This is a genomic window from Auraticoccus monumenti (assembly GCF_900101785.1).
GTDB lineage: Bacteria > Actinomycetota > Actinomycetes > Propionibacteriales > Propionibacteriaceae > Auraticoccus > Auraticoccus monumenti.
Genome location: NZ_LT629688.1, coordinates 3,099,567 through 3,119,849, shown reverse-complemented (window position 1 = coordinate 3,119,849; position 20,283 = coordinate 3,099,567). Strand labels below are relative to the sequence as shown.

Below are 20,283 nucleotides of genomic sequence, written 5' to 3'. Positions count from 1 at the left end.
CCGGTGGCGGCGGGTCCGTCGCGTCCGGGGGTCGCTGCCGGTCGGCTAGCGTGCTCGGGTGCCGAGCAACCCGCCCCAGCCCCGTCCGGTCACCCCGCCGCGCCTCGGCGCCGCGCAGCCGGCGCCGGCGGACTGGCGGGTCGACGACGACGACCTGGTCAGCGAGCTGGTGCTGAGCGGGGTCGACGTCAGCGGGGCGGACCTGTCGCTGGTCGACGTCCAGGGGTGCCGCTTCGCCGGCGCCCGGCTGGCCGGGAGCCGCTGGTACCGGGGCGGGTGGCGCGACGTGGACGTCACCGACTCCGACCTCTCCACCGCCACCTTCCCCGACTCCGGCTGGACCCGGGTGGCGGTGCGGGCCTCGCGGCTCACCGGGATCGGTCTGGCCGGGGACGTCCTGGAGGACGTCGACGTCTCCGGGTCCAGCGCCGGGCTGGCCAACCTCCGTCAGGCCAGGCTGCGCCGGGTGGCGTTCCGCTCCACCCAGATGGTGGAGGCCGACTTCGGCGCGGCCCGGCTCGAGGACGTCCTGTTCGAGGACTGCGACCTGGGTGGCGCCCAGTTCTCGCAGGCCCGGATGACGCGGGTCACCTTCCGACGCTGCCGGCTGGACGGGCTGCAGGGCGTCGAGGGCCTGGCCGGCGCGGTGGTGGAGCCGCTGGACGTCACCGACCTCACCCTGCAGCTGGCGGCGGCCCTGCGGATCACCGTCAGCCTGCCCTGATCAGCGACCCCAGCCGAAGGGGATGGGGATCGGGCCGCAGCAGCAGACGCCGCTGACCCGGGTGCCGGCCTGGCGGGCCACCCGGCCGCAGTCGGCGAACTGCTGCACCACACCGGGCAGGGCACCGAGCAGGCCGTTCCGGGCAATCAGGTCGGCCACCGCGGCCGAGCAGGAGAGGCCGCCGGTGAGCGCGCCGTAGGCGCAGTCGAACCCCTTGTGCGGGGAGAGACGGCGCTGGTAGAGGTCGATCAGTCCGAGCGCGAGTGAGGACAGCATCCTCCGACCCTAGAGCCGCGGTCGGGAGGGGTCGAGGATCCTCCCGCGAGGGTGACGTGGACGAAGGATCTGTTTGGGACGCCGATCAGCCGATCCGGCGGTGCGCCTCGCGCAGGTCCGACTCCTCCGGGCCGGTGAGGATCACCGGACGGGCCAGCTCCTCCAGGGCGACGAAGCGCAGCGTGCTGCCGCGGGTCTTCTTGTCCAGCCGCATCCCGGCCAGCAGCTCCTCGAACCCGGCACCGGAGTAGCGGGTGGGGAGCCCGAGAGCGGACAGCACCTCACGGTGACGGTCCCGCAGCGCGGCCGGCTGCAGCCCCACCACCTCGGCCAGCTCGGCGACGTAGACCATGCCGACGCTGACCGCGTCGCCGTGACGCCACCGGTAGGACTCCGCCCGCTCCAGGGCGTGGCCGAAGGTGTGGCCGTAGTTCACCAGCTCCCGGCCGATCCGGCCTCCCGTGGAGGTGGCCTCGCGCAGGTCGCCGGCGATCGCGCCGGCCTTGACCTCGATCCCCCGGCTGACCAGCTCGGCCAGCCGGGGGGAGGTGACGTCGACGGCGTCGACCGGGTCCTCCTCGACCAGCCGCAGGATCTCGGGGTCCGCGACGAAGCCGCACTTGAGCACCTCGGCCAGCCCGGCGCGGACGTCCTCCACCGGCAGCCCCTCCAGCAGCTCCAGGTCGCAGAGCACCCCGAGCGGCTCGTGGAACGCGCCGACCAGGTTCTTGCCCGCAGGGAGGTTGATCCCGGTCTTGCCCCCGACGGCGGCGTCGACCATGCCGAGCACGGTGGTGGGCACGGTGACGAAACCGATCCCGCGCAGCATCGTGGCGGCCACGAAGCCGGCGAGGTCGGTGGTCGCTCCCCCGCCAACCCCCACCACGACGTCGGAGCGGGTGAAGCCGGCCGCGGCCAGGGCGTCCCAGCAGGAGGTGAGGACCTCGGCGGTCTTGGCCCGCTCGGCGTCGGGCAGCACCACCGGAGTCACCCGGGCGTCGAGCCCGGCCACGAGCTCGGTCACCCGGTCGCTCAGCACGGCGGGGTGGAGCACGGCGACCCGCTCGACCCCCTCCAGCAGCCCGCCCAGCTCGTGCCGGGCCCCGGCGCCGACCCGGACCCGGTAGGGACGCTCGGCGGCGATCTCCACCGTCCTCACGAGCCCTCCTCCGGGGCGCCGGCCACCTCGTCCGGGACGAGCAGGGCCAGCACCTCCTCGACCACCTCGGCGGGGGTGCGGCCGTCGGTGTCGACCGCGTGGGTCGCGGTCGCGGCGTAGACCGGCTGCCGCTCCTTGAGCAGGCTCATCAGCCGGCCGCGGACGTTGCCCAGCAGCAGCGGGCGGGCGACGTTCAGCCCGACCCGGTCGGCGGCGACCGGGGCGGACACCTGGAGCCAGACGACGGTCTCGCCCCGGAGGTTGGCCCGGGTCTCCTCGGCCAGCGGGGCGCCGCCGCCGAGGGAGACCACGCCGCCGTGCCGCAGCGCCTCGGCCGTGGCCTCCACCTCCAGCCGCCGGAACGAGGCCTCACCGCGGTCGGCGAAGATCTCGGCGATGCTGGTCTGCTGCTGCTCCTCGATCGCCGTGTCGACGTCGTGGTGGGTGGTCCCCAGCCGCTGGGCCAGCAGGGCGCCGACGGCGCTCTTGCCCGACCCGGGCGCCCCGATCAGCACCACCCGGTCCAGGACCGTCCCGGTCACGAGCCGATCCGCAGGCCGCGTGCCTCGACGTCGGCCAGGTAGGCCCGGTGGTTGCGGGCCACCTCGGCCACCGAGTCCCCGCCGAACTTCTCCAGCACGACCTCGGCCAGCACCAGGGCGACCATCGCCTCGGCCACCACGCCGGCGGCGGGCACCGCGGCGACGTCGGAGCGCTGGTGGTGGGCCACCGCCGCCTCACCGGTGACGGTGTCCACGGTGCGCAGGGCCCGCGGGACGGTCGCGATGGGCTTCATCGCCGCGCGGACCCGGAGCACCTCACCGGTGCTCATGCCACCCTCGGTGCCGCCGGAGCGGCCGCTGGTCCGGGAGATGCCGTCTGGACCGGGGACGATCTCGTCGTGGGCCAGGCTGCCGCGGGTGCGGGCCAGCTCGAAGCCGTCACCCAGCTCGACGCCCTTGATGGCCTGGATGCCCATCAACGCACCGGCCAGCCGGGCGTCCAGGCGCCGGTCCCCGTGCACGTGGGAGCCCAGACCCGGCGGGAGCCCCCAGGCGACCACCTCGACCACCCCGCCGAGGGTGTCGCCGGCCTTCTGGCAGGCCTCCACCTCGGCCACCATGGCGGCGCTGCCCTCGGGTGAGAAGCAGCGCACCGGGTCGGCGTCGATGGCGGCCAGGTCGGCGATGGTGGGCAGCGGGCCCACCGGCGCCCGGACCGGGCCGAGCTCGGTGACGTGGCTGAGCAGGGTGATGCCGACGGCCTGCTCGAGGAAGGCGCGGGCCACCGCGCCGATGGCCACCCGGGCGGCGGTCTCGCGGGCCGAGGCGCGCTCGAGCACCGGGCGGGCCTCGTCGAAGGCGTACTTCTGCATCCCGGCCAGGTCGGCGTGGCCGGGACGGGGACGGGTCAGGGCGGCGTTGCGGGCCAGCCCGGCCAGCACCTCGGGGTCGACCGGGTCGGCCGACATCACCTGCTCCCACTTGGGCCACTCGGTGTTGCCGATCTGCACCGCCACCGGCGAGCCGAGGGTCTCCCCGTGGCGGACCCCGCCGAGGATGGTCACCTGGTCGGCCTCGAACTTCATCCGGGCGCCACGGCCGAAGCCGAGCCGGCGGCGGGCCAGGGCGTCGGCGATGTCGGCACTGGTGATCCGGACGTGGGCGGGGAGCCCGTCGACGGTGGCCACCAGGGCCGGGCCGTGGGACTCGCCTGCGGTCAGGTAGCGGAGCATGGGCCGCAGTCTCTCACCTCGGCCGTCGCGCGCCGATCGCTTCCCGACCGGCAGACAGCAGCACGCCGGCGTCGACGGTGCTGCCGGTCATCAGCCGGACCTGCAGCACGGCCTGGTGCACCAGCAGGTCCAGCCCGCTGACCACGGCCAGCCCCGCGTCGGCCGCCGTCTGGGCCAGCACGGTCGGCCAGGGGTCGTAGAGCACGTCGAAGACGACGTCGCAGGCGGCGACGGCGGCCGGGGCCAGCTCGTCGGCGGCGCCAGCCACCACGGTGGAGACGCACACGTCGGCCGCGGGCAGGTGCCCGTCGGCCACCGCCGCGGCCCAGGGCAGGACGTCGAGCGTGGCGCCCTGGGAGGCCGCCATCGCGGCCAGCGGCTGGGCCTTCCCCGGGCTGCGGGCCACCACCACCAGGCGGGTGGCCCCGAGCGCGCAGAGCGCGGCCACCGAGGAGCGGGCGGTGGCGCCGGTGCCGAGCAGCAGGGCGGTCCCGACGGACTCGACCCCCACCGCGCGCAGCGCCTGCTGCAGCCCGCCGACGTCGGTGTTGCGGACCAGCGGGCGCTCCCCCAGCAGCAGGGTGTTGGCGGCGCCGACCGCACGCACCACGTCGTCGGCCTCACCCAGGGCGAGGACGGCCTCCTTGAGCGGCATGGTCAGCGACAGCCCGCGCCAGCGGTCGTCCAGCCCGGCCACGAACGCCGGGAGCCCGGCGGCGTCCACGCGGTGGCGCTGGTACTCCCAGTCCAGGCCGAGCTCGCGGTAGGCCGCCCGGTGCAGCACCGGGGAGAGCGAGTGCTCGATCGGGTCGCCGAGCACCGCGCAGACGCGGGGGGTCACCGGGGCCCGCTCAGCAGCCCGAGGGGTTGCCGTTGGCCTCGCACCACTGCCGCCACTCGGCGACGTTGCGCTCGTGCTCGGCCGGGTCGGCGGTGAAACGGGTCTCCCCGGTCTCGAAGTTGACGGTCACGAAGTACAGCCAGTCGCCGTCGGCGGGGGCGGCGGCAGCCTCCATCGCCGCCCGGCCGGGGGCGGAGATCGGGCCGGCGGGGAGGCCGTCGACCTTGTAGGTGTTGTAGTCGCTCTCCGGCGGGCCGGTGGCGTCGAAGGCGCCGGCGGGCTGCTGCTCGGGCGGGTAGATGCCGGTGGCGTAGTAGACGGTGGAGTCGAACTGGAGCCGCATGCCCTCGTCGAGACGGTTGTAGATCACCCGGGACACCTTCGCCCGGTCCTCGGGGATGGTGACCTCCCGGTCGATGATCGAGGCCACGATGGCGATGTCGCGCTGGCTGACGTCCAGGTCCTCCGAGGCGCCCTTGAAGTCGAGGTCGTCGGCCACGTCGCCGTAGCGCTCGGCCATCTGGTTGAGCAGCTCCTCGGCGGTCGTGTCGTCGTCGAAGTCGTAGGTGTCGGGGAAGAGGAAGCCCTCCGGGGAGTCGTCGGCGTAGCCGACCAGCTTCAGCTCCTCCGGGTCGTCGAGGGCCTTCTCGAAGTCCTCCTCGTCGATCCCCGACGCGGTCAGTGCCTCGACCTGCTTCTCCAGCGTCAGCCCCTCGGGCACGGTGACGCGGGTGACCACGAGCCGGGAGGTGTCCAGCAGCATGTCCAGCGCGGTGGCCGCGGGCACCTGGGTGCGCACCCGGTAGGTGCCGGCCTGGACCGTGCTGGAGGCGTCGTCGGCGGCGACCGCGGCCTGCCAGGCCTCCTGGGAGGCCACGACGTCGGCGTCGACCAGGATCTCCCCGATCACGGTCAGCGAGCTGCCCTGGGGGATCTCGATCTCGATGTCCTCCTCGCCCTCGCCCTCGTAGTCCTCGGCGATGGCGGCGGTGAAGATGCCGGTGACGCGGCGCTCGACCTGGTTGAAGACGAAGACCCCGCCCCCGATCAGCAGGGCCAGCGAGACGGCGACGGCGAGGTAGCCCTTGACCCGGTGCCAGATCTCCCGGCGCCGGGTCCGGTCGGTGTCCATCATGCTCACGCGGGGCTGCCTCCTGGTCGGTCGGCGTTCAGCGTACCCGCGCCGGGACGCGGTCCCCGGGACCGTTCACCTCAGGCGGGTGGCGGCGCGTCGGGCCGCGGCGCCAGCAGCTCCCCGGGCGGACGCCCGCTGCGGCGCTCGGCGTCCAGGGCCCGCTCCAGGATCTCCACCGCCGCGGCCTGGTCGATCAGGGCCCGCTGAGCGCGGGAGTCCCGCCCGGCCGAGCGCATCCCGCGGCTGGCCTGGACGGTGCTCAGCCGCTCGTCGACCAGCCGGACCGGGACCTCCAGCCGGCGGGCCAGCCGGACGGCGTGGTCGCGGACGTCGGTGGCGGCTCGGGCCTCGGTGCCGTCCAGGGCCAGCGGGAGCCCGAGCACCACCTCGACCGCCTCGTGCTCGGCGACCAGGGCGGCCACCTCGGCGTAGGCGTCGCGGCCGGCGCGGACGGTGGTGACCGGGAAGGCCAGGGTGCCCGCCGCGTCGCAGCGGGCCACCCCGATCCGGGCCTTGCCCCAGTCCAGCCCGAGCCGGACCCCCGTCCTCACCGGCGGCTCAGCGGAGCTGCCCGGCGAGCGCCTGCTCGATCGCGGCCAGCGCCGCGTCCGCGCCCGAGGGGTCGGTGCCGCCGCCCTGGGCCACGTCGGCCTTGCCGCCACCGCGCCCGCCGACCCGGGGTGCGCCGACCCCGACCAGCTTGCCGGCGTCGGAGCCGCGCTCGCGGGCCGCGGCGGTGGTGGCCACCACCAGCGCCACCTTGTCGGCGCTGCCGCCGACCAGGGCGACCACGCCGGGACGCTCACCGAGCCGGCTGCGGACGTCCAGGGCCAGGGTGCGCAGGTCACCGCCGGTGACGCCCTCGACCCGGCGCCCGACGAAGGCGGTGCCGGCCACGTCGGTGGCCTCGCGGGCGAAGTCGTCCGCGCGCGCCAGCAGCTGGGCGGTGCGCACCGCGGCGATCTCCTTCTCCGCGGCCCTGAGCGAGGACACCAGCCGCTCCACCCGCTCGGGCAGCTGCTCGGGTTGCACCTTGAGCAGGTCGGCCAGGTTGTTCACCATGGCCCGCTCCCTGGCCAGGTGCGAGAAGGCGTCGGCCCCCACGAAGGCCTCGACCCGGCGCACGCCCGAGCCCACGGAGGACTCCGCGGTCAGGGTCAGCAGCCCGATCTGGGCCGAGCTCTCCACGTGGGTGCCACCGCACAGCTCGCGCGACCAGGGCCCGCCCATCTCGACCATCCGCACCACGTCGCCGTACTTCTCCCCGAACATGGCCATCGCGCCGAGGTCCTTGGCCTGCTGCAGACCCATCTCGGTGGCGGTCACCTGCAGGTCGGAGCGGATCGCCTCGTTGGAGACGCCCTCGACCTCCTCACGCAGCCCCGGGGTCAGCGACTGGGTGGCGTTGAAGTCGAAGCGGAGGTAGCCGGGACGGTTGTAGGAGCCGGCCTGGACCGCGGTCGGGCCCAGCAGCTGGCGCAGCGCGGCGTGCACCACGTGGGTGGCCGAGTGCGCCCGGCAGCTGTCCATCCGGGCGGCCGCGTCGACCTGGGTGCGGACCCGGGCCCCGACGGTGACCTCGCCGAAGGTGACCCGCACCCGGTGGGTGATCAGCCCGGGCAGCGGGCGCTGGACGTCCAGCACCTCGGCGCGGAAGCCGTCGGAGAGGATCTCGCCGGTGTCGGCGTCCTGGCCACCGGACTCGGGGTAGAACGGGGTCTGCTCGAGCACCAGCTCGACCAGCTCCCCCTCCCCCGCGCTGGGGCGGTTCGCCCCGTCGGCCACGATCCCGCGGACGGTGGTCTCACCGGAGAGGTCGCTGTAGCCGAGGAAGGTGGTCTCCCCGGCGCCGCGGAGCCCGCGGTAGGCCTCGGTGTCGACGGCGCCGCCCTTCTTGGCCTTGGCGTCGGCCTTGGCCCGGTCGCGCTGCTCCTCCATCAGCGTCCGGAAGCCCTCGCGGTCGACCTGGAGCCCGGCCTCCGAGGCCATCTCCAGGGTCAGGTCGTAGGGGAAGCCGTAGGTGTCGTGGAGCTGGAACACCTGGTCCCCGGCCAGGGTGTCGCGGCGCTCGCCGCGGGCCCGGCTGACCGCCTGGTCGAAGATCTGGGTGCCGGCGGTGAGGGTGCGCCGGAACGCGTCCTCCTCGGCGTAGGCGTTCTGGCTGACCCGCTCCCAGGCGCCGGTGACCTCCGGGTAGGAGGCGCTCATCAGGTCCCGGCTGACCGGCAGCAGCTCGGGCAGCACCCGGTCCTCCACGCCGAGCAGGCGCATCGCCCGGACGCTGCGGCGCAGCAGTCGGCGCAGCACGTAGCCGCGGGCCTCGTTGCCGGGGGTGACGCCGTCGGTCATCAGCATCAGCGCGGAGCGGATGTGGTCGGCCACCACCCGGAGCCGGACGTCGTCCTCGGGGTCGGCGCCGTAGCGGCGACCGGACAGCTCCGAGGCGCGTTGGATGACGGGGTAGACCTCGTCGATCTCGTAGAGGTTGTCCACCCCCTGCAGCAGGAAGGCGACCCGCTCCAGACCCATCCCGGTGTCGATGTTGGGCTCGGGCAGCGGCCGGGCGACGTCGAAGTCGTCCTTGGCGCGGACCTCGGACAGCTCCTGCTGCATGAAGACCAGGTTCCAGATCTCCAGGAACCGGTCCTCGTCGGCCTCGGGCCCGCCGTCGCGGCCGTGCTCGGGTCCGCGGTCGACGTAGATCTCGCTGCACGGGCCGCCCGGGCCGGGGACGCCCATGTGCCAGTAGTTGTCCTTGAGGCCGCGGGGCTGGATGTGCTCGGCCGGGACACCGACCGAGCGCCAGTGCGCGACGGCCTCGGCGTCACCGTCGGGGTAGTCCGGGTGCAGGCCGGGGCCGAGCACGGTGACCCAGATGCGGTCGGGGTCGAAGCCGAACCCGCCACCGTCCACCGGGCCGGTGACCAGGTCCCAGGCGTAGCGGATCGCCTCGGCCTTGAAGTAGTCGCCGAAGGAGAAGTTGCCGTTCATCTGGAAGAAGGTGCCGTGCCGGGTGGTCTTGCCGACCTCCTCGATGTCGAGGGTCCGGACGCACTTCTGGACGGTGGTCACCCGCGGGGCGGGGGGCTGCTCGGAGCCGAGGAAGTAGGGCTTCATCGGCACCATGCCGGCGTTGACGAACAGCAGGGTGGGGTCGTTGTAGAGCAGCGACGCCGAGGGCTGGACGAGGTGCCCGCGCTCGGCGAAGAAGTCCAGGAATCGCTGACGGATCTCTGCGGTCTTCATGGGTCTGTGGTTCCTCGGGGCTGGTCGGGGTTCGGGGCGAGGGAGCGCTGGTCGCGGGCGCGGCTCAGCGCCCGGCGGCTCGCCGGGCCCCGGTCTGCTCGACCGGTCCGACCTCTGCGGAGGCCTCGGTGCTGCCGTCCTCCATGCCGAGGGCGTCGCGCAGCTCGCTCTCGCGCTCCTTCATGGCGGCGGAGAACGTCTCGCTGAACTCGTTGATCCGCTCACCGAGACCCTCGCGGGCCTGGCCGACGCGCTCGCCGACCTTCTCCGAGACGGCCTCGGGGGTGGCCTGGCGCAGCAGGTCGCGCAGCTTCAGGACGAGGAAGACCCCGAGCAGGGTGCCCAGGACGAAGAAGAGGAAGCGGCCGATCATCGTCCGGTCCCTCCGCTGCGACGGCCGCCGCGGCCCTTGAGCGCCTGGCGGACGCCGTAGCTGATCGCGGCGGTGCGGACCAGCGGCCCGCCGAGGGTGGCGCTGAACAGGGTGGCCAGCTGGGCGGCGTTCTCGCTGACCACGGTGGCGTGCCCGGTCACGCGGGCGGCGTCCTCGGTGACCACGCCGACCTTCTCGAGCTCGGCGTTGACCCCGCGGACGGTGCCCTGCAGCTCGCTCAGGATCGGGGTGGTCCCGTTGCCGATGTCGCGGACGGCCAGCCGGGTCTCCTCGAGCACGCGGCCCAGCTTGAACATCGGCACGGCGATGATGCCCACCAGGGCCACGAAGGCCAGGGCGGCGATCATGCCCGCGATGCTGCCCAGGGTGAACTCCATCTCCGGCTCCTCCGTCTGTGCGTCCGTGCTCGGCCGGCCCGTCGGGCGACCGGCCACGAGCCTAGTGCAGGTGCTCCTCCGGCACCGAACTACGCGCCGCGGCGCGGTCCGGGGTCGCGACCGAGGAGCTCCTCGAGCCGCTCCAGACGGGCGGCGACGTGGGCCTCCGCGCCGTGGGTGGTCGGTTCGTAGTAGCGGGATCCGACCAGCTCGTCGGGCAGGTACTGCTGGGCGGCCACCCCGTGCGGCTCGACGTCGTGGCTGTAGACGTAGCCCTCACCGTGCCCGAGCTGCTTGGCCCCTGGGTAGTGCGCGTCGCGCAGGTGCGCCGGCACCTGCCCGATCCGACCGGCCGCGACGTCGGCCATCGCGGCGCCGAGCCCGGCGTAGGCGGCGTTGGACTTGGGCGCCATCGCGCAGGCCACCACGGCGTGGGCCAGGTTGATCCGGGCCTCCGGCATCCCGATCAGCTGGACGGCCTGGGCAGCGGCCACGCACAGCGGCAGCACGGTGGGGTCGGCCATCCCGATGTCCTCGCTGGCCAGGATCACCAGCCGGCGGGCGATGAAACGGGCGTCCTCGCCGGCGGTGAGCATCCGGGCCAGGTAGTGCAGCCCGGCCTGGACGTCGGAACCGCGCAGGGACTTGATGAAGGCGCTGATCACGTCGTAGTGCTGGTCGCCGTCGCGGTCGTAGCGCACCGCCGCCCGGTCCACGGCCTGCTCGAGCACCGCGGTGTCGATCACGTCGCCACCGGTGGTCTCGGCCCCCGCGGCGGCCTCCTCCAGGTACGTCAGGGCCCGGCGGGCGTCCCCGCCGGACATCCGCAGCAGGTCCGCGCGGGCGTCCTCGGTGAGGGTGAAGAGGCCGTCCGTGGCGGTGCGGAGCCCGCGGGGGTCGGTGAGGGCCCGGTCCAGCAGCCCGGAGACGTCCTCGTCGGTGAGCGGGCGGAGGGTGAGCAGCAGCGAGCGGGAGAGCAGCGGGGAGATCACCGAGAACGACGGGTTCTCGGTGGTGGCCGCGATGAGGGTGACCAGGCGGTTCTCCACCGCGGGCAGCAGGACGTCCTGCTGGGCCTTGGAGAAGCGGTGCACCTCGTCGACGAAGAGCACGGTGCTGGTGCCGCGGGCCAGCTCGCGGCGGGCCTGGTCCAGGACGGCGCGGACCTCCTTCACCCCGGCGGTGACCGCGGAGACCTCGACGAAGCGGGAGGCGGTGGAGCGGCTGACCACCGAGGCGATGGTGGTCTTGCCGACCCCCGGCGGCCCCCAGAGGAACACCGACATGGCGGCCTCGCCCGAGGCCAGCCGGCGCAGCGGGGCGCCGGGGCCGAGCAGGTGCTGCTGGCCGACGATCTCGTCGACGGTGGTGGGGCGCATCCGCACCGCGAGCGGGGTGCGGCCGTGGCCGGCCCCGCCCAGGCTGCCGCCGCCCGTGCCGGACGGCTCGGGCTCGGTGGTCCCGAACAGGTCCTCGGTCATGCCTGGTGCTCCCGGGTCACGGGCAGTCGTAGCGGACGTCGTCGAGCTCGTGGGTGCCCGGGCCGAGCACCTCGCAGCCGTTGGTCATCGCCTCGTCCAGCAGCAGCGAGGTGAACAGGGTGAACCCGCCGACCACCAGCCAGCAGAGGGTGAGCACGGCCCCGGCCACGATCCCCAGCAGCGCGACGGTGTTCGCGAACCCGGCCCGTCGGGAGCGGCGCCAGGCCACGACGCTGACCACCAGACCGACCACGCCGAAGCAGGTGAACGCGGTGACCAGCCCGAGGATGCCCAGCACGCGGCCGGGGTCGGCTGGGTCACCGCCACCACCCGGGTGATCCTGACCTGGGCCGCCCGGGAGGGGCTCTGGTCGCTGGGGGGTGCTCATCATTCCTCCGCCGGTCGGTTCGCAGCATCGTGCCACAGCAGCGCCGGCGCCGCCCGCCGCGGCTCAGCCGCAGGTGTACTGCACGCCGTCGACCTCGTGGACGCCGGGTCCGAGCTCCTGGCAGGCCTGGTAGACGCCGAAGAGGGCGGCACCGCCCACGGCCCAGCCGATGATGACCAGGACGAGGACGAGCGCACCGACGACGATGCCGGCGAGGGCGATGTTGTTCTTCACCCCGGCCTTCTTGGACTGGCGGTAGGCCACGATGCTCAGGATCAGACCGATCAGACCCCCGCAGAAGACCGACGTGATGAGCCCGGCGATCCCCAGACCCTTCCCCGGGTAGCTGCTCCCGGCTGGTGCTGCGGAGGCGTCGTAGGCGCTCATGCGTATCCGTTCTGCAGAGGACACCGAGCTGACCTCGGTGTGTGGCGTGGAGCATGGCACACACCGAGGTCGCGGACCTCCCTGCTCAGCCGGCGGTGGGCGCCGCGGCAGCGGGCGCGGCGGTGGGGCGGGCGTCCACCCCGGCCTCCTTGCGTTGCTGGGCGGTGATCGGCGCCGGGGCCGCGGTCAGCGGGTCGTAGCCGCCGCCGGACTTCGGGAAGGCGATCACCTCGCGGATCGAGTCCGCACCGGCCAGCAGGGCCACGATCCGGTCCCAGCCGAAGGCGATGCCGCCGTGCGGCGGGGCCCCGTAGGCGAAGGCGTCGAGCAGGAAGCCGAACTTCTCCTGCGCCTCCTCCTCGGCCAGGCCCATCACCGCGAAGACGCGCTCCTGCACGTCGCGGCGGTGGATACGGATCGAGCCGCCGCCGATCTCGTTGCCGTTGCAGACCAGGTCGTAGGCGTAGGCCAGCGCGCCACCCGGGTCGGTGTCGAAGGTGTCCACGAACTCCGGCTTGGGCGAGGTGAAGGCGTGGTGGACGGCCGTCCACGCGCCGCCACCGACGGCCACGTCACCAGAGGCGCGGGCGTCCGCGGACGGCTCGAACAGCGGGGCGTCCACCACCCACAGAAGGGACCAGGCGGACTCGTCGACCAGCCCGACGCGCTTGCCGACCTCCAGCCGGGCGGCCCCCAGCAGGGCCCGGGCCTGCTTGGGCGACCCGGCCCCGAAGAAGATGCAGTCCCCCGGCTGGGCGCCCGTGTGCGCGGCGAGACCGGCGGCCTCGGCCTCGGAGATGTTCTTGGCCACCGGGCCGCCGAGGGTGCCGTCCTCGGCCACCGTCACGTAGGCCAGGCCCTTGGCGCCGCGCTGCTTGGCCCACTCCTGCCAGGCGTCGAAGGTGCGCCGCGGCTGCGAGCCACCGCCCGGCATCACCACCGCGCCGACGTACTCGGCCTGGAACACCCGGAAGGGGGTGCCGGCGAAGTACTCGGTGCAGTCGGTCAGCTCCAGGCCGAAGCGCAGGTCGGGCTTGTCGGTGCCGTAGCGCTGCATCGCCTCGGCGTAGGTCATCCGCGGGAACGGGGTGCTGAGCTCGACCCCGATCAGCTGCCAGAGGGACCGGGCGATCTCCTCGCCGAGCTCGATGATGTCGTCCTGGTCGACGAAGCTCATCTCGACGTCGAGCTGGGTGAACTCGGGCTGCCGGTCGGCGCGGAAGTCCTCGTCGCGGTAGCAGCGCGCGATCTGGTAGTAGCGCTCCATCCCGGCCACCATCAGCAGCTGCTTGAACAGCTGCGGGCTCTGCGGCAGGGCGTACCAGGAGCCGGGGGCGAGGCGGGCCGGGACCAGGAAGTCACGGGCCCCCTCGGGGGTGGAGCGGGTCAGCGTCGGGGTCTCGATCTCGACGAAGTCGCGCTCGGCGAGGACGGCGCGGGCGGCCTGGTTGACCTTGGAGCGCAGCCGCAGCGCCGCGCCCTGCGCGGGCCGGCGCAGGTCGAGGTAGCGGTGCTTGAGCCGGGCCTCCTCCCCCACCGTGACGCGCTCGTCGATCTGGAAGGGCAGCGGCGCGGACGGGTTGAGCACCTCGAGCTCGCGGACGGCCACCTCGATCTCGCCGGTGGGCAGGTCGGGGTTGGCGTTGCCCTCGGGCCGGGTGCCGACCACCCCGGTCACGCTGACGCAGTACTCGTTGCGCAGGTCGTGGGCGCCGGAGGCCTCGAGGACCTCGTCGCGGACCACCACCTGGACCACGCCGCTGGCGTCGCGCAGGTCCAGGAAGGCCACTCCTCCGTGGTCGCGGCGGCGGGCGACCCAGCCGGCGAGGGTGACTTCGGTGCCGTCGTGCGCTGCGCGCAGGGTGCCGGCGTCGTGGGTGCGGATCATGGTCACGGTCCTTTCGGGTCGTCGTCCCGAAGGGGCGCCTTCGAGAACTCGTCCCGAAGGGGGTGCCTCCGGGACACGTCCCGGGAGAGGGTGCGCCCCGGGACGGGGAGCCCTGGAGGTGTGGGCGGGGGCAAGGTCGCGGTGCCACCACACCTTCGCCGGGTGGACCCCGGCCTCTCGTCGGTCCGCCGGACGCGCGGGACGGGTTCGCCTCCCGGCCGGCGGGTCGTCACCCCGCCACCTCGTCCGGGCCCCACTCTAGCCCGCTGCGACCCCACCGGCACGTCTGATGCGACGTGCCGGTGGGGTCGGCGTCAGCGCTGGATACCGACGTTCTGGCCGGTCCCGGCCAGGCGACCGACGCCGGCGATGTCGCTGGGGATCGGGAGACCCTCGACGGGGGCCGCGTCGGCCAGCTCGCCGTTGCCGGCCACGTGTCCGGGCTGGACCGTGCCGCCGGCCCTCTCCTGTCCCGTGGCCGAGCGGAAGGCCTGGAGGTCGGCGTAGTTCGCCGTCCCCGCCGAACCCGCCGCCCAGCGCACCAGCATCTTCACCTGGGCGTCCCCCGCGGTCCGGAAGTAGGCGTTGCCGTTGAAGGTCGCGCCCATCTGCGCCGCGGTCCAGATGCGGCGGTCATCGGTGAGGCAGGCGATGCCGCACCATGCCTCGGCCGAGGTGGCCCCGCCGGTGTCACCCACGACGTTGTTGCTGAACTGGACCGACTTGGTCACGCCGGTGATCACCGGGTCGGCGTTGTTGCGCGGGCCCTCGGAGATGCGCACCGGCAGCTTCGAGCCGGTGATGGTGTTGTTCCACAGCCGGACGTTGCTGGTGTCGAGGACGAGCAGACCGGTGTCGGTGTTGCCCTGGATCCGGTTGTTCACCGAGACCATCCGGTCCGACAGCTCGAACACCAGGCCGTGGCGGTCGTTGTCGATCATGTCGTTGTGGCCGACGCGCACGTTGTAGGACGACTCGTCGAACCACAGCCCGGTGGCGAAGTTGTTGCGGAACACGCTGTCGGTCACCGTGGCGTCGCCGGTCCGGGTGAGCTTCGCCCCGCCGGCGTTGGGCGCGCCCTTGAACCGCTCGTTGTTGTTCTGCTCCACGAGCACGCTGGCCAGGGTGGCCCCCTGGGCCTGGTTGCCGCCGATGCCCAGCTGCCCGTTGCGCGAGACGGTGACGTCCTTGAGCGTCACCTGCTTCGACCCGATCTGCATGCCGAGGGTCGAGTTCTCGGTGATCACGACGTTCTCGAGCCTGCTGCGGTCCGCCCCGTAGAGCTTGAGGGCGCCGAAGTCGGGCACCGAGGGGGCGTAGCGGCGGATGCCGATGCCGCGCACGACGGTGTCGTCGGCGGTGATCGTCATGGCGACCTGGCGGGTGCTCGCGCGGACGCCGGCAGCGGGGTCGTTGCCGATCACCAGGCGGTTGCCCGACCTGTCGACGTAGAAGGTGCCGGCGGTGACGGCCGAGGCCGATCCGACCTGCCTCAGGGCCGAGCCACCGACCCAGACCTGGTCGGGGTGGGCGGCCATCGGGTACCGGTCGTCGAGGAACTTCCAGGCCCCCGTGCCGTCCGCGGCGCCCCGGACCTGGGTGGGGCTGGTGTCGAAGTCGTAGTTCCAACCCGCCTTGATCCACGTGGACCCCGACCTGGTGAACCCGGTCACCGACGAGGAACCGTCGAGCCAGGCGGCCTCGCCCGGGTAGTTCTGGATCGTGACGGGCTTGCTCTGCTCGACCAGCACGGTCTCGTTGTACTGACCGCCGCGCAGCACGACGGTGCCGCGCACGGGCACCTTCTTGAGTGCGTGGCCGAGCGTGCGCAGCGGCGCAGCCGAGCTCCCGGACGCACTGTCGGAGCCGTTCGGCGACACGAACACCGCACCTGCGGGAACGGGGTAGGAGGCGCTGCCGATCGGCGCCGCACCGGCCGCGCTGAGGGACGTGGACGACGCAGGAGGCGCCGGGGTGGGGGTCGGCGCCGGCGTGGTGGAGCCCTGCTGGCCTTTCACCTCGATCTCGTCGACGGCCACGGTCACCGAGCCCGAGCCGCCGTTCACGTGCGACCACAGTGCCGCGGTACCCGGGGCGCTGATGCGCTGGGCCGACGTGTCGGCGGCCTGCAGCTGCGGGGAAGGCTGGGCCTGGCCGGTGAGCCACGCAGACCCGCTCAGCTCGACCCGGTCCGTGCCGCTGGCGGTGAGCCGCAGGGAGATCGAGCGGCCGGGGGCGGCGGTGAGCACCGACGAGCGGGTCGCCAGCTGCGTGGACGATCCCGCGGGACCGTTGAGGCGCTCGATCGAGACACTGACGGAACCACCCGGGCGGACCCTCGCCGCGAGGCGGTAGCCGTCACGCCCGGAGACCCGCAGCATCGGACCGAAGTAGGTGCCGTAGCCAGCCGTCGGCACCCGGTCCACGGCGAAGGTGGCCACGACCGATCCGTCCCGGCTGCTCACGCCGCCGAACTGGGCCTGCGCGCTCTTGCCAGCGGCGAGCCGCATGAGCCCGGTGCCCCCACCCACCTGGACGCTTCCGGAGCCGAGAACGTGCCGGTAAGCGCCTCCCTGCTCAGGCGAACCCCAGCTCGTGGCGGATGTACGGGTGAATGTGTCTCTCGCCAGCCGTACCTCCTCGGCGCTGGCGGCGTCGGCGCCGACGACGGCGATCCCGACGGCGAGGGCGCCGCACGTGAGGACGCTGGGGAGCACGCGTCTCAGGATGTGGGCAGGGCGTACACGTGGAGCAGTAGTCATCGTTGGACTCGCTTCTGTCAGGGTGGGCAGCGCTGTCCCCCGAGCGCGCACCCACGGTCCAGTGAGCAAGCACCTCGCAGCGCCACCATGACGGATGGCCGCGCCGAATGTAGCCGAGATCCGCCCTCGGGCCTAGTCGGCTGCTGACGTACCGTCTGTTGAGAAGGCGTTGAGAGGGTGCTGAGAGGGCGTATCGCCCCGCTCCGCCTGCCCCACGACTGGCCAGTCAGCACCCGTCCACCGGACGGGGTACGTGCGGTGGATGGCCACCTGGAGGACTCGGCCGAGACGCGCCGCACACTGACCGGCAGGCGGCCAGGGCGGCCTGCCAGAGGTGATGGGGTGATGATGGAGCGGTGAGCTCCACCCCGTCCGCTGGAACCGCCTCGTCGGCCAGCCCCGACCCAGCCGATCGTCCGCAAGGTGCCCAGATCGCCGTGGAGGCGCAGGGTCGCGGGATCGCCTACACCACCGCGGCCTACGTGCTCTGGGGGGCGATGCCGCTGTACTTCGCGCTGCTGGCCACCGCCGACGCCCTGGAGATCGTGGCGCACCGGGTGCTGTGGAGCCTGGTGGTGCTGCTGGCCCTGGCCCTCGTCCTGGGCTGGGTGCGGCAGCGACGCGGCGGACCCGGTCCGCTGGCGGGTCTCCGGGCGTTGAGCCGACGCAGCTGGTTGGTGCTGGGGGTGGCCGGCGCGCTGATCGCGGTGAACTGGACCGTCTACGTGGTGGCGGTGAACAGCGGCCACGTGGTGGAGGCCGCGCTGGGCTACTTCATCAACCCGATCATCTCGGTGGTGCTGGGGGTGGTCTTCCTGCGCGAGCGACTCACCGTGGCGCGCTGGGTGGCGGTCGGGATCTCGGTCGTGGCCGTGCTGGTGCTGGCCATCGGCTACGGCCAGCCGCCGTGGATCTCGCTGTTGCTGGCCTTCTCCTTCGGCACCTACGGGCTGCTGAAGAAGACCACCCCGACCGACGCCCTCACCGGCCTCACGGTGGAGACGATGTGGCTGGCCCCGGTGGCGGTGCTGACCCTGGTGCTGCTGGGCCCGGCCACCACCTTCACCGAGCAGGGGGTCGGGCACGCGCTGCTGCTGGTCAGCGCCGGGCTGGTGACCACGGTGCCGCTGCTGTTCTTCGGCGCCGGAGCCCGACGGATCCCGTTGTCGATGACCGGGCTGCTGCAGAACCTGGCACCGCTGCTGCAGTTCGTGGTCGGGGTGTGGGTCTTCGGGGAGCAGATGCCGCTGGTGCGCTGGATCGGGTTCGCGCTGGTCTGGGCGGCGCTGCTCGTGCTGATGACCGACATGGTGCTGCGTGGCCGAAGGCAGCGCAGCCTGCGATCACGCGTCGCCAGCCCCGACGTCGTCCCCGGCTGACGTCCTGGCCGGTCCCGGGAGGCCGGCGCAGGGGCGGGTCAGCCCTGGTGCACCACGCCGGGACGCAGGTCGGCGGCCGGTGGGCGCCAGGTCGTGGCCTCAGCCGGCACCTGGTCGCCGCTGCGGATGTCCTTGACCTGCCCGTCGACGTCGCCGAACCAGACGAAGGGGATGCCGCGGCGGTCGGCGTAGCGGATCTGCTTGCCGAACTTGTCCGCCTTGGGCGCCACCTCGCAGGGGATGCCGTTGGCCCGCAGCGCCCGGGCGACCTGCTCCGAGCGCAGCCGGGACTCCTCGGCGTCCACGGCCACCAGGACGGCGCTGGGCACCGACCGGGACGCGCCGATCACGCCGCGACCGAAGAGCGGGACCAGCAGCCGGGTGACCCCGAAGGAGAACCCGACGCCGGGGTAGGTGGTGCGGCCGTCGCTGGCCAGGGAGTCGTAGCGCCCGCCGGAACCCACCGAGCCCATCGACTCGTGGCCGCTGAGCTCGGTCTCGTAGACGGTGCCGGTGTAGTAGTCCAGCCCGCGGGCGATGCTGAGGTCGGCGACCAGGCGTCCGGGGACGCGCTCGGCGGCCGCCGCGACCAGGCTGGCCAGCAGCTCCAGCCCCTCGTCCAGCAGCTCTGAGGCGACACCGAGGGCGCGCACCTGCTCGACGAAGGAGGCGTCGGCGGTGGAGACCTGGGACAGCGCGAGGCAGGCGTCGGCCTGGGCGGTGGTGAGCCCCAGCTCCCCGGTCAGCAGGCCCCGGACCTTGTCGGGTCCGATCTTGTCCAGCTTGTCCACCCGCTGCAGCACCGCGCCGGGCTCCTCCACCCCGAGCCCGCGGTAGAAGCCCTCGGCCAGCTTGCGGTTGTTCACCCGCATCCGGACCGGGGGCAGCCCGAGCTCGGTGTGCAGCCGCTCGTAGGCCTCCAGGGCCACCAGCGGGATCTCCAGGTCGTGGTGGTCGGCCAGCACCTCGGCGCCGACGACGTCGATGTCGGCCTGGGTGAACTCGCGGTAGCGGCCCTCCTGCGGGCGCTCGCCGCGCCACACCTTCTGCACCTGGTAGCGGCGGAAGGGGAACTGGAGGTGGCCGCTGTGCTCCTGCACGTAGCGGGCGAAGGGGACGGTGAGGTCGTAGTGCAGCCCCAGCTCGTCCCCGGCCGCGGTGTCGTCCTCGGCGGCGTGCAGCCGGCGGACGACGTAGATCTCCTTGTCGATCTCGCCCTTGCGCGCCAGCTGGCTCATCGGCTCCACCGCGCGCGTCTCGATCGGGGCGTAGCCGTGCAGCTGGAAGGTGCCGCGCAGGACGTCGAGGACCTGCTGCTCGACCATCCGCTGGCCCGGGAGGAGCTCCGGGAAGCCCGACATGGGGGTGGGACGGCTCATCAGAGGGCTCCGAACTGGGAGGGGGTGGGCTGCTGCAGGAAGGGGTTGGCGGCGCGCTCGCGGCCGATGCTGGTCTGGCTGCCGTGGCCGGGCAGGACCGCCACGTCGTCGTCGAGCGTGAGGACGACCTCGGCCAGGGTGCGGGCCATAGCGGCAGGGTCGGAGCCGGGCAGGTCGACGCGGCCCACCGAGCCGGCGAAGAGCACGTCACCGGAGAAGACCACGCCGCTGACGGCCGGGTCGGGGTGGTCGGCGCGCAGCAGCACGCAGCCCGCGGTGTGGCCGGGGGCCTCGGCCAGGGTGAAGGTGGTGCCGGCCAGCTCGACGGTCGGGCCGACCAGGTCCAGCACCTCCGGCGGCTCCACCATCGGACGGCCTCCCGTCAGCTGCTGGAGCAGGGGCGCGGCGGCGGGGCCGATGCCGGCCAGCGGGTCGGTCAGCAGGTGCCGGTCGGCGGGGTGGATCCACAGCGGGGCGCCCACCTCACGGCAGAGGGCGTCGGCGTCCATCACGTGGTCCAGGTGGCCGTGGGTGGCCACCACGGCGGTCACCCGCAGCTGCTGCTCGCGGAGCACCTGCCGCACCGGCGCGAGGGCCCCGGGACCGGGGTCGAGGACGAGGCAGTCGCCGCCGGGCGCGTCGGCCACCACGTAGCAGTTGCTCTGCCACGGTCCGACGGCGAAGGAGGCGATCAGCACGGCGACACCCTACCGATCCGTCCGTCGGTGACCC

General features: G+C 73.5%; 19 protein-coding genes. 2 read left to right on the top strand and 17 right to left on the bottom strand.

Translation table 11 applies throughout. The features are described from left to right. Nucleotides 1-58: 58 nt before the first annotated feature. Entirely contained in the window at nucleotides 59-724 is a 666-nt protein-coding gene (locus BLT52_RS14395; protein WP_090594534.1) for a pentapeptide repeat-containing protein, read from the top strand. Here BLT52_RS14395 and yidD read toward each other — a convergent pair whose 3' ends face one another. The 15 genes from yidD to BLT52_RS14320 form a co-directional block, all read right to left on the bottom strand. Further along, the gene (yidD, locus tag BLT52_RS14390; protein ID WP_090594533.1) at nucleotides 725-1,000 is read right to left on the bottom strand and encodes a membrane protein insertion efficiency factor YidD; all 276 of its coding nucleotides are present in this window, start codon (nucleotides 998-1,000) and stop codon (nucleotides 725-727) included. An 85-nt stretch (nucleotides 1,001-1,085) separates the two neighbouring features. After that, nucleotides 1,086-2,159 (bottom strand): 3-dehydroquinate synthase, encoded by a 1,074-nt coding sequence (gene aroB, locus BLT52_RS14385; protein WP_090594532.1) that lies wholly within the window; start codon nucleotides 2,157-2,159, stop codon nucleotides 1,086-1,088. After that, nucleotides 2,156-2,701 carry a shikimate kinase gene (locus BLT52_RS14380; RefSeq protein WP_090594530.1) on the bottom strand — a complete coding sequence of 182 codons (546 nt, stop codon included), beginning with the start codon at nucleotides 2,699-2,701 and terminating at the stop codon, nucleotides 2,156-2,158. The genes aroB and BLT52_RS14380 overlap by 4 nt, the downstream gene beginning before the upstream one ends. Further along, the gene (gene aroC / locus BLT52_RS14375) at nucleotides 2,698-3,894 is read right to left on the bottom strand and encodes a chorismate synthase (protein ID WP_090594528.1); all 1,197 of its coding nucleotides are present in this window, start codon (nucleotides 3,892-3,894) and stop codon (nucleotides 2,698-2,700) included. Before aroC ends, BLT52_RS14380 begins: the two co-directional genes overlap by 4 nt. Nucleotides 3,895-3,907: 13 nt before the next feature. Beyond that, entirely contained in the window at nucleotides 3,908-4,735 is an 828-nt protein-coding gene (locus tag BLT52_RS14370) for a shikimate dehydrogenase (protein WP_090594527.1), read from the bottom strand. 10 nt (nucleotides 4,736-4,745) lie between these two features. Next, a complete protein-coding gene (gene mltG / locus BLT52_RS14365; RefSeq protein WP_231946642.1) occupies nucleotides 4,746-5,870 on the bottom strand; it encodes an endolytic transglycosylase MltG in 1,125 nt (374 codons plus the stop codon). 77 nt (nucleotides 5,871-5,947) lie between these two features. Then, nucleotides 5,948-6,421 carry a Holliday junction resolvase RuvX gene (gene ruvX, locus BLT52_RS14360; RefSeq protein WP_090594523.1) on the bottom strand — a complete coding sequence of 158 codons (474 nt, stop codon included), beginning with the start codon at nucleotides 6,419-6,421 and terminating at the stop codon, nucleotides 5,948-5,950. Nucleotides 6,422-6,428: 7 nt separating this feature from the next. Next, nucleotides 6,429-9,116, bottom strand: a complete 2,688-nt coding sequence (gene alaS / locus BLT52_RS14355; RefSeq protein ID WP_090594522.1) for an alanine--tRNA ligase — start codon at nucleotides 9,114-9,116, stop codon at nucleotides 6,429-6,431. Nucleotides 9,117-9,180: 64 nt separating this feature from the next. Then, nucleotides 9,181-9,489 carry a hypothetical protein gene (locus tag BLT52_RS14350; RefSeq protein ID WP_090594520.1) on the bottom strand — a complete coding sequence of 103 codons (309 nt, stop codon included), beginning with the start codon at nucleotides 9,487-9,489 and terminating at the stop codon, nucleotides 9,181-9,183. Next, the gene (locus BLT52_RS14345; RefSeq protein ID WP_090594519.1) at nucleotides 9,486-9,887 is read right to left on the bottom strand and encodes a DUF948 domain-containing protein; all 402 of its coding nucleotides are present in this window, start codon (nucleotides 9,885-9,887) and stop codon (nucleotides 9,486-9,488) included. Before BLT52_RS14345 ends, BLT52_RS14350 begins: the two co-directional genes overlap by 4 nt. A gap of 89 nt (nucleotides 9,888-9,976) precedes the next feature. Next, nucleotides 9,977-11,368, bottom strand: coding sequence for a replication-associated recombination protein A (locus tag BLT52_RS14340; protein ID WP_090594517.1), 1,392 nt, complete (start codon nucleotides 11,366-11,368; stop codon nucleotides 9,977-9,979). A 16-nt stretch (nucleotides 11,369-11,384) separates the two neighbouring features. After that, nucleotides 11,385-11,666 (bottom strand): hypothetical protein, encoded by a 282-nt coding sequence (locus BLT52_RS14335; protein ID WP_090594516.1) that lies wholly within the window; start codon nucleotides 11,664-11,666, stop codon nucleotides 11,385-11,387. 153 nt (nucleotides 11,667-11,819) lie between these two features. Then, nucleotides 11,820-12,143: a hypothetical protein gene (locus tag BLT52_RS14330; protein WP_090594514.1), complete on the bottom strand. Its 324-nt coding sequence runs from the start codon at nucleotides 12,141-12,143 to the stop codon at nucleotides 11,820-11,822. 85 nt (nucleotides 12,144-12,228) lie between these two features. After that, a complete protein-coding gene (gene aspS / locus BLT52_RS14325) occupies nucleotides 12,229-14,031 on the bottom strand; it encodes an aspartate--tRNA ligase (protein ID WP_090596809.1) in 1,803 nt (600 codons plus the stop codon). Between the two features lie 314 nt (nucleotides 14,032-14,345). Then, on the bottom strand, nucleotides 14,346-16,541 hold the full coding sequence (locus BLT52_RS14320; RefSeq protein WP_157677144.1) for a right-handed parallel beta-helix repeat-containing protein: 2,196 nt from the start codon (nucleotides 16,539-16,541) through the stop codon (nucleotides 14,346-14,348). Nucleotides 16,542-17,230: 689 nt separating this feature from the next. Between BLT52_RS14320 and rarD the strand changes: the two genes are divergently transcribed. Beyond that, nucleotides 17,231-18,172 carry an EamA family transporter RarD gene (rarD, locus tag BLT52_RS14315; protein ID WP_197679053.1) on the top strand — a complete coding sequence of 314 codons (942 nt, stop codon included), beginning with the start codon at nucleotides 17,231-17,233 and terminating at the stop codon, nucleotides 18,170-18,172. Between the two features lie 38 nt (nucleotides 18,173-18,210). Here the strand turns inward: rarD and hisS are convergent, their stop codons facing one another. Together hisS and BLT52_RS14305 are read right to left on the bottom strand one after the other, a co-directional pair. Then, entirely contained in the window at nucleotides 18,211-19,551 is a 1,341-nt protein-coding gene (gene hisS / locus BLT52_RS14310; RefSeq protein WP_090594511.1) for a histidine--tRNA ligase, read from the bottom strand. Beyond that, on the bottom strand, nucleotides 19,551-20,249 hold the full coding sequence (locus BLT52_RS14305) for an MBL fold metallo-hydrolase (RefSeq protein WP_090594510.1): 699 nt from the start codon (nucleotides 20,247-20,249) through the stop codon (nucleotides 19,551-19,553). Before BLT52_RS14305 ends, hisS begins: the two co-directional genes overlap by 1 nt. Nucleotides 20,250-20,283: the final 34 nt, after the last annotated feature.

Bases quoted from the DNA above. Each gene is read 5' to 3' on its own strand.
- aroC (WP_090594528.1), bottom strand. From the start codon at position 3,894: ATGCTCCGCTACCTGACCGCAGGCGAGTCCCACGGCCCGGCCCTGGTG.
- BLT52_RS14320 (WP_157677144.1), bottom strand. From the start codon at position 16,541: ATGCGGCTCGCCGCTGGCAAGAGCGCGCAGGCCCAGTTCGGCGGCGTG.
- hisS (WP_090594511.1), bottom strand. From the start codon at position 19,551: ATGAGCCGTCCCACCCCCATGTCGGGCTTCCCGGAGCTCCTCCCGGGC.
- yidD (WP_090594533.1), bottom strand. From the start codon at position 1,000: ATGCTGTCCTCACTCGCGCTCGGACTGATCGACCTCTACCAGCGCCGT.
- aspS (WP_090596809.1), bottom strand. From the start codon at position 14,031: ATGATCCGCACCCACGACGCCGGCACCCTGCGCGCAGCGCACGACGGC.
- alaS (WP_090594522.1), bottom strand. From the start codon at position 9,116: ATGAAGACCGCAGAGATCCGTCAGCGATTCCTGGACTTCTTCGCCGAG.
- mltG (WP_231946642.1), bottom strand. From the start codon at position 5,870: ATGATGGACACCGACCGGACCCGGCGCCGGGAGATCTGGCACCGGGTC.
- BLT52_RS14350 (WP_090594520.1), bottom strand. From the start codon at position 9,489: ATGATCGGCCGCTTCCTCTTCTTCGTCCTGGGCACCCTGCTCGGGGTC.
- BLT52_RS14345 (WP_090594519.1), bottom strand. From the start codon at position 9,887: ATGGAGTTCACCCTGGGCAGCATCGCGGGCATGATCGCCGCCCTGGCC.
- BLT52_RS14330 (WP_090594514.1), bottom strand. From the start codon at position 12,143: ATGAGCGCCTACGACGCCTCCGCAGCACCAGCCGGGAGCAGCTACCCG.
- BLT52_RS14340 (WP_090594517.1), bottom strand. From the start codon at position 11,368: ATGACCGAGGACCTGTTCGGGACCACCGAGCCCGAGCCGTCCGGCACG.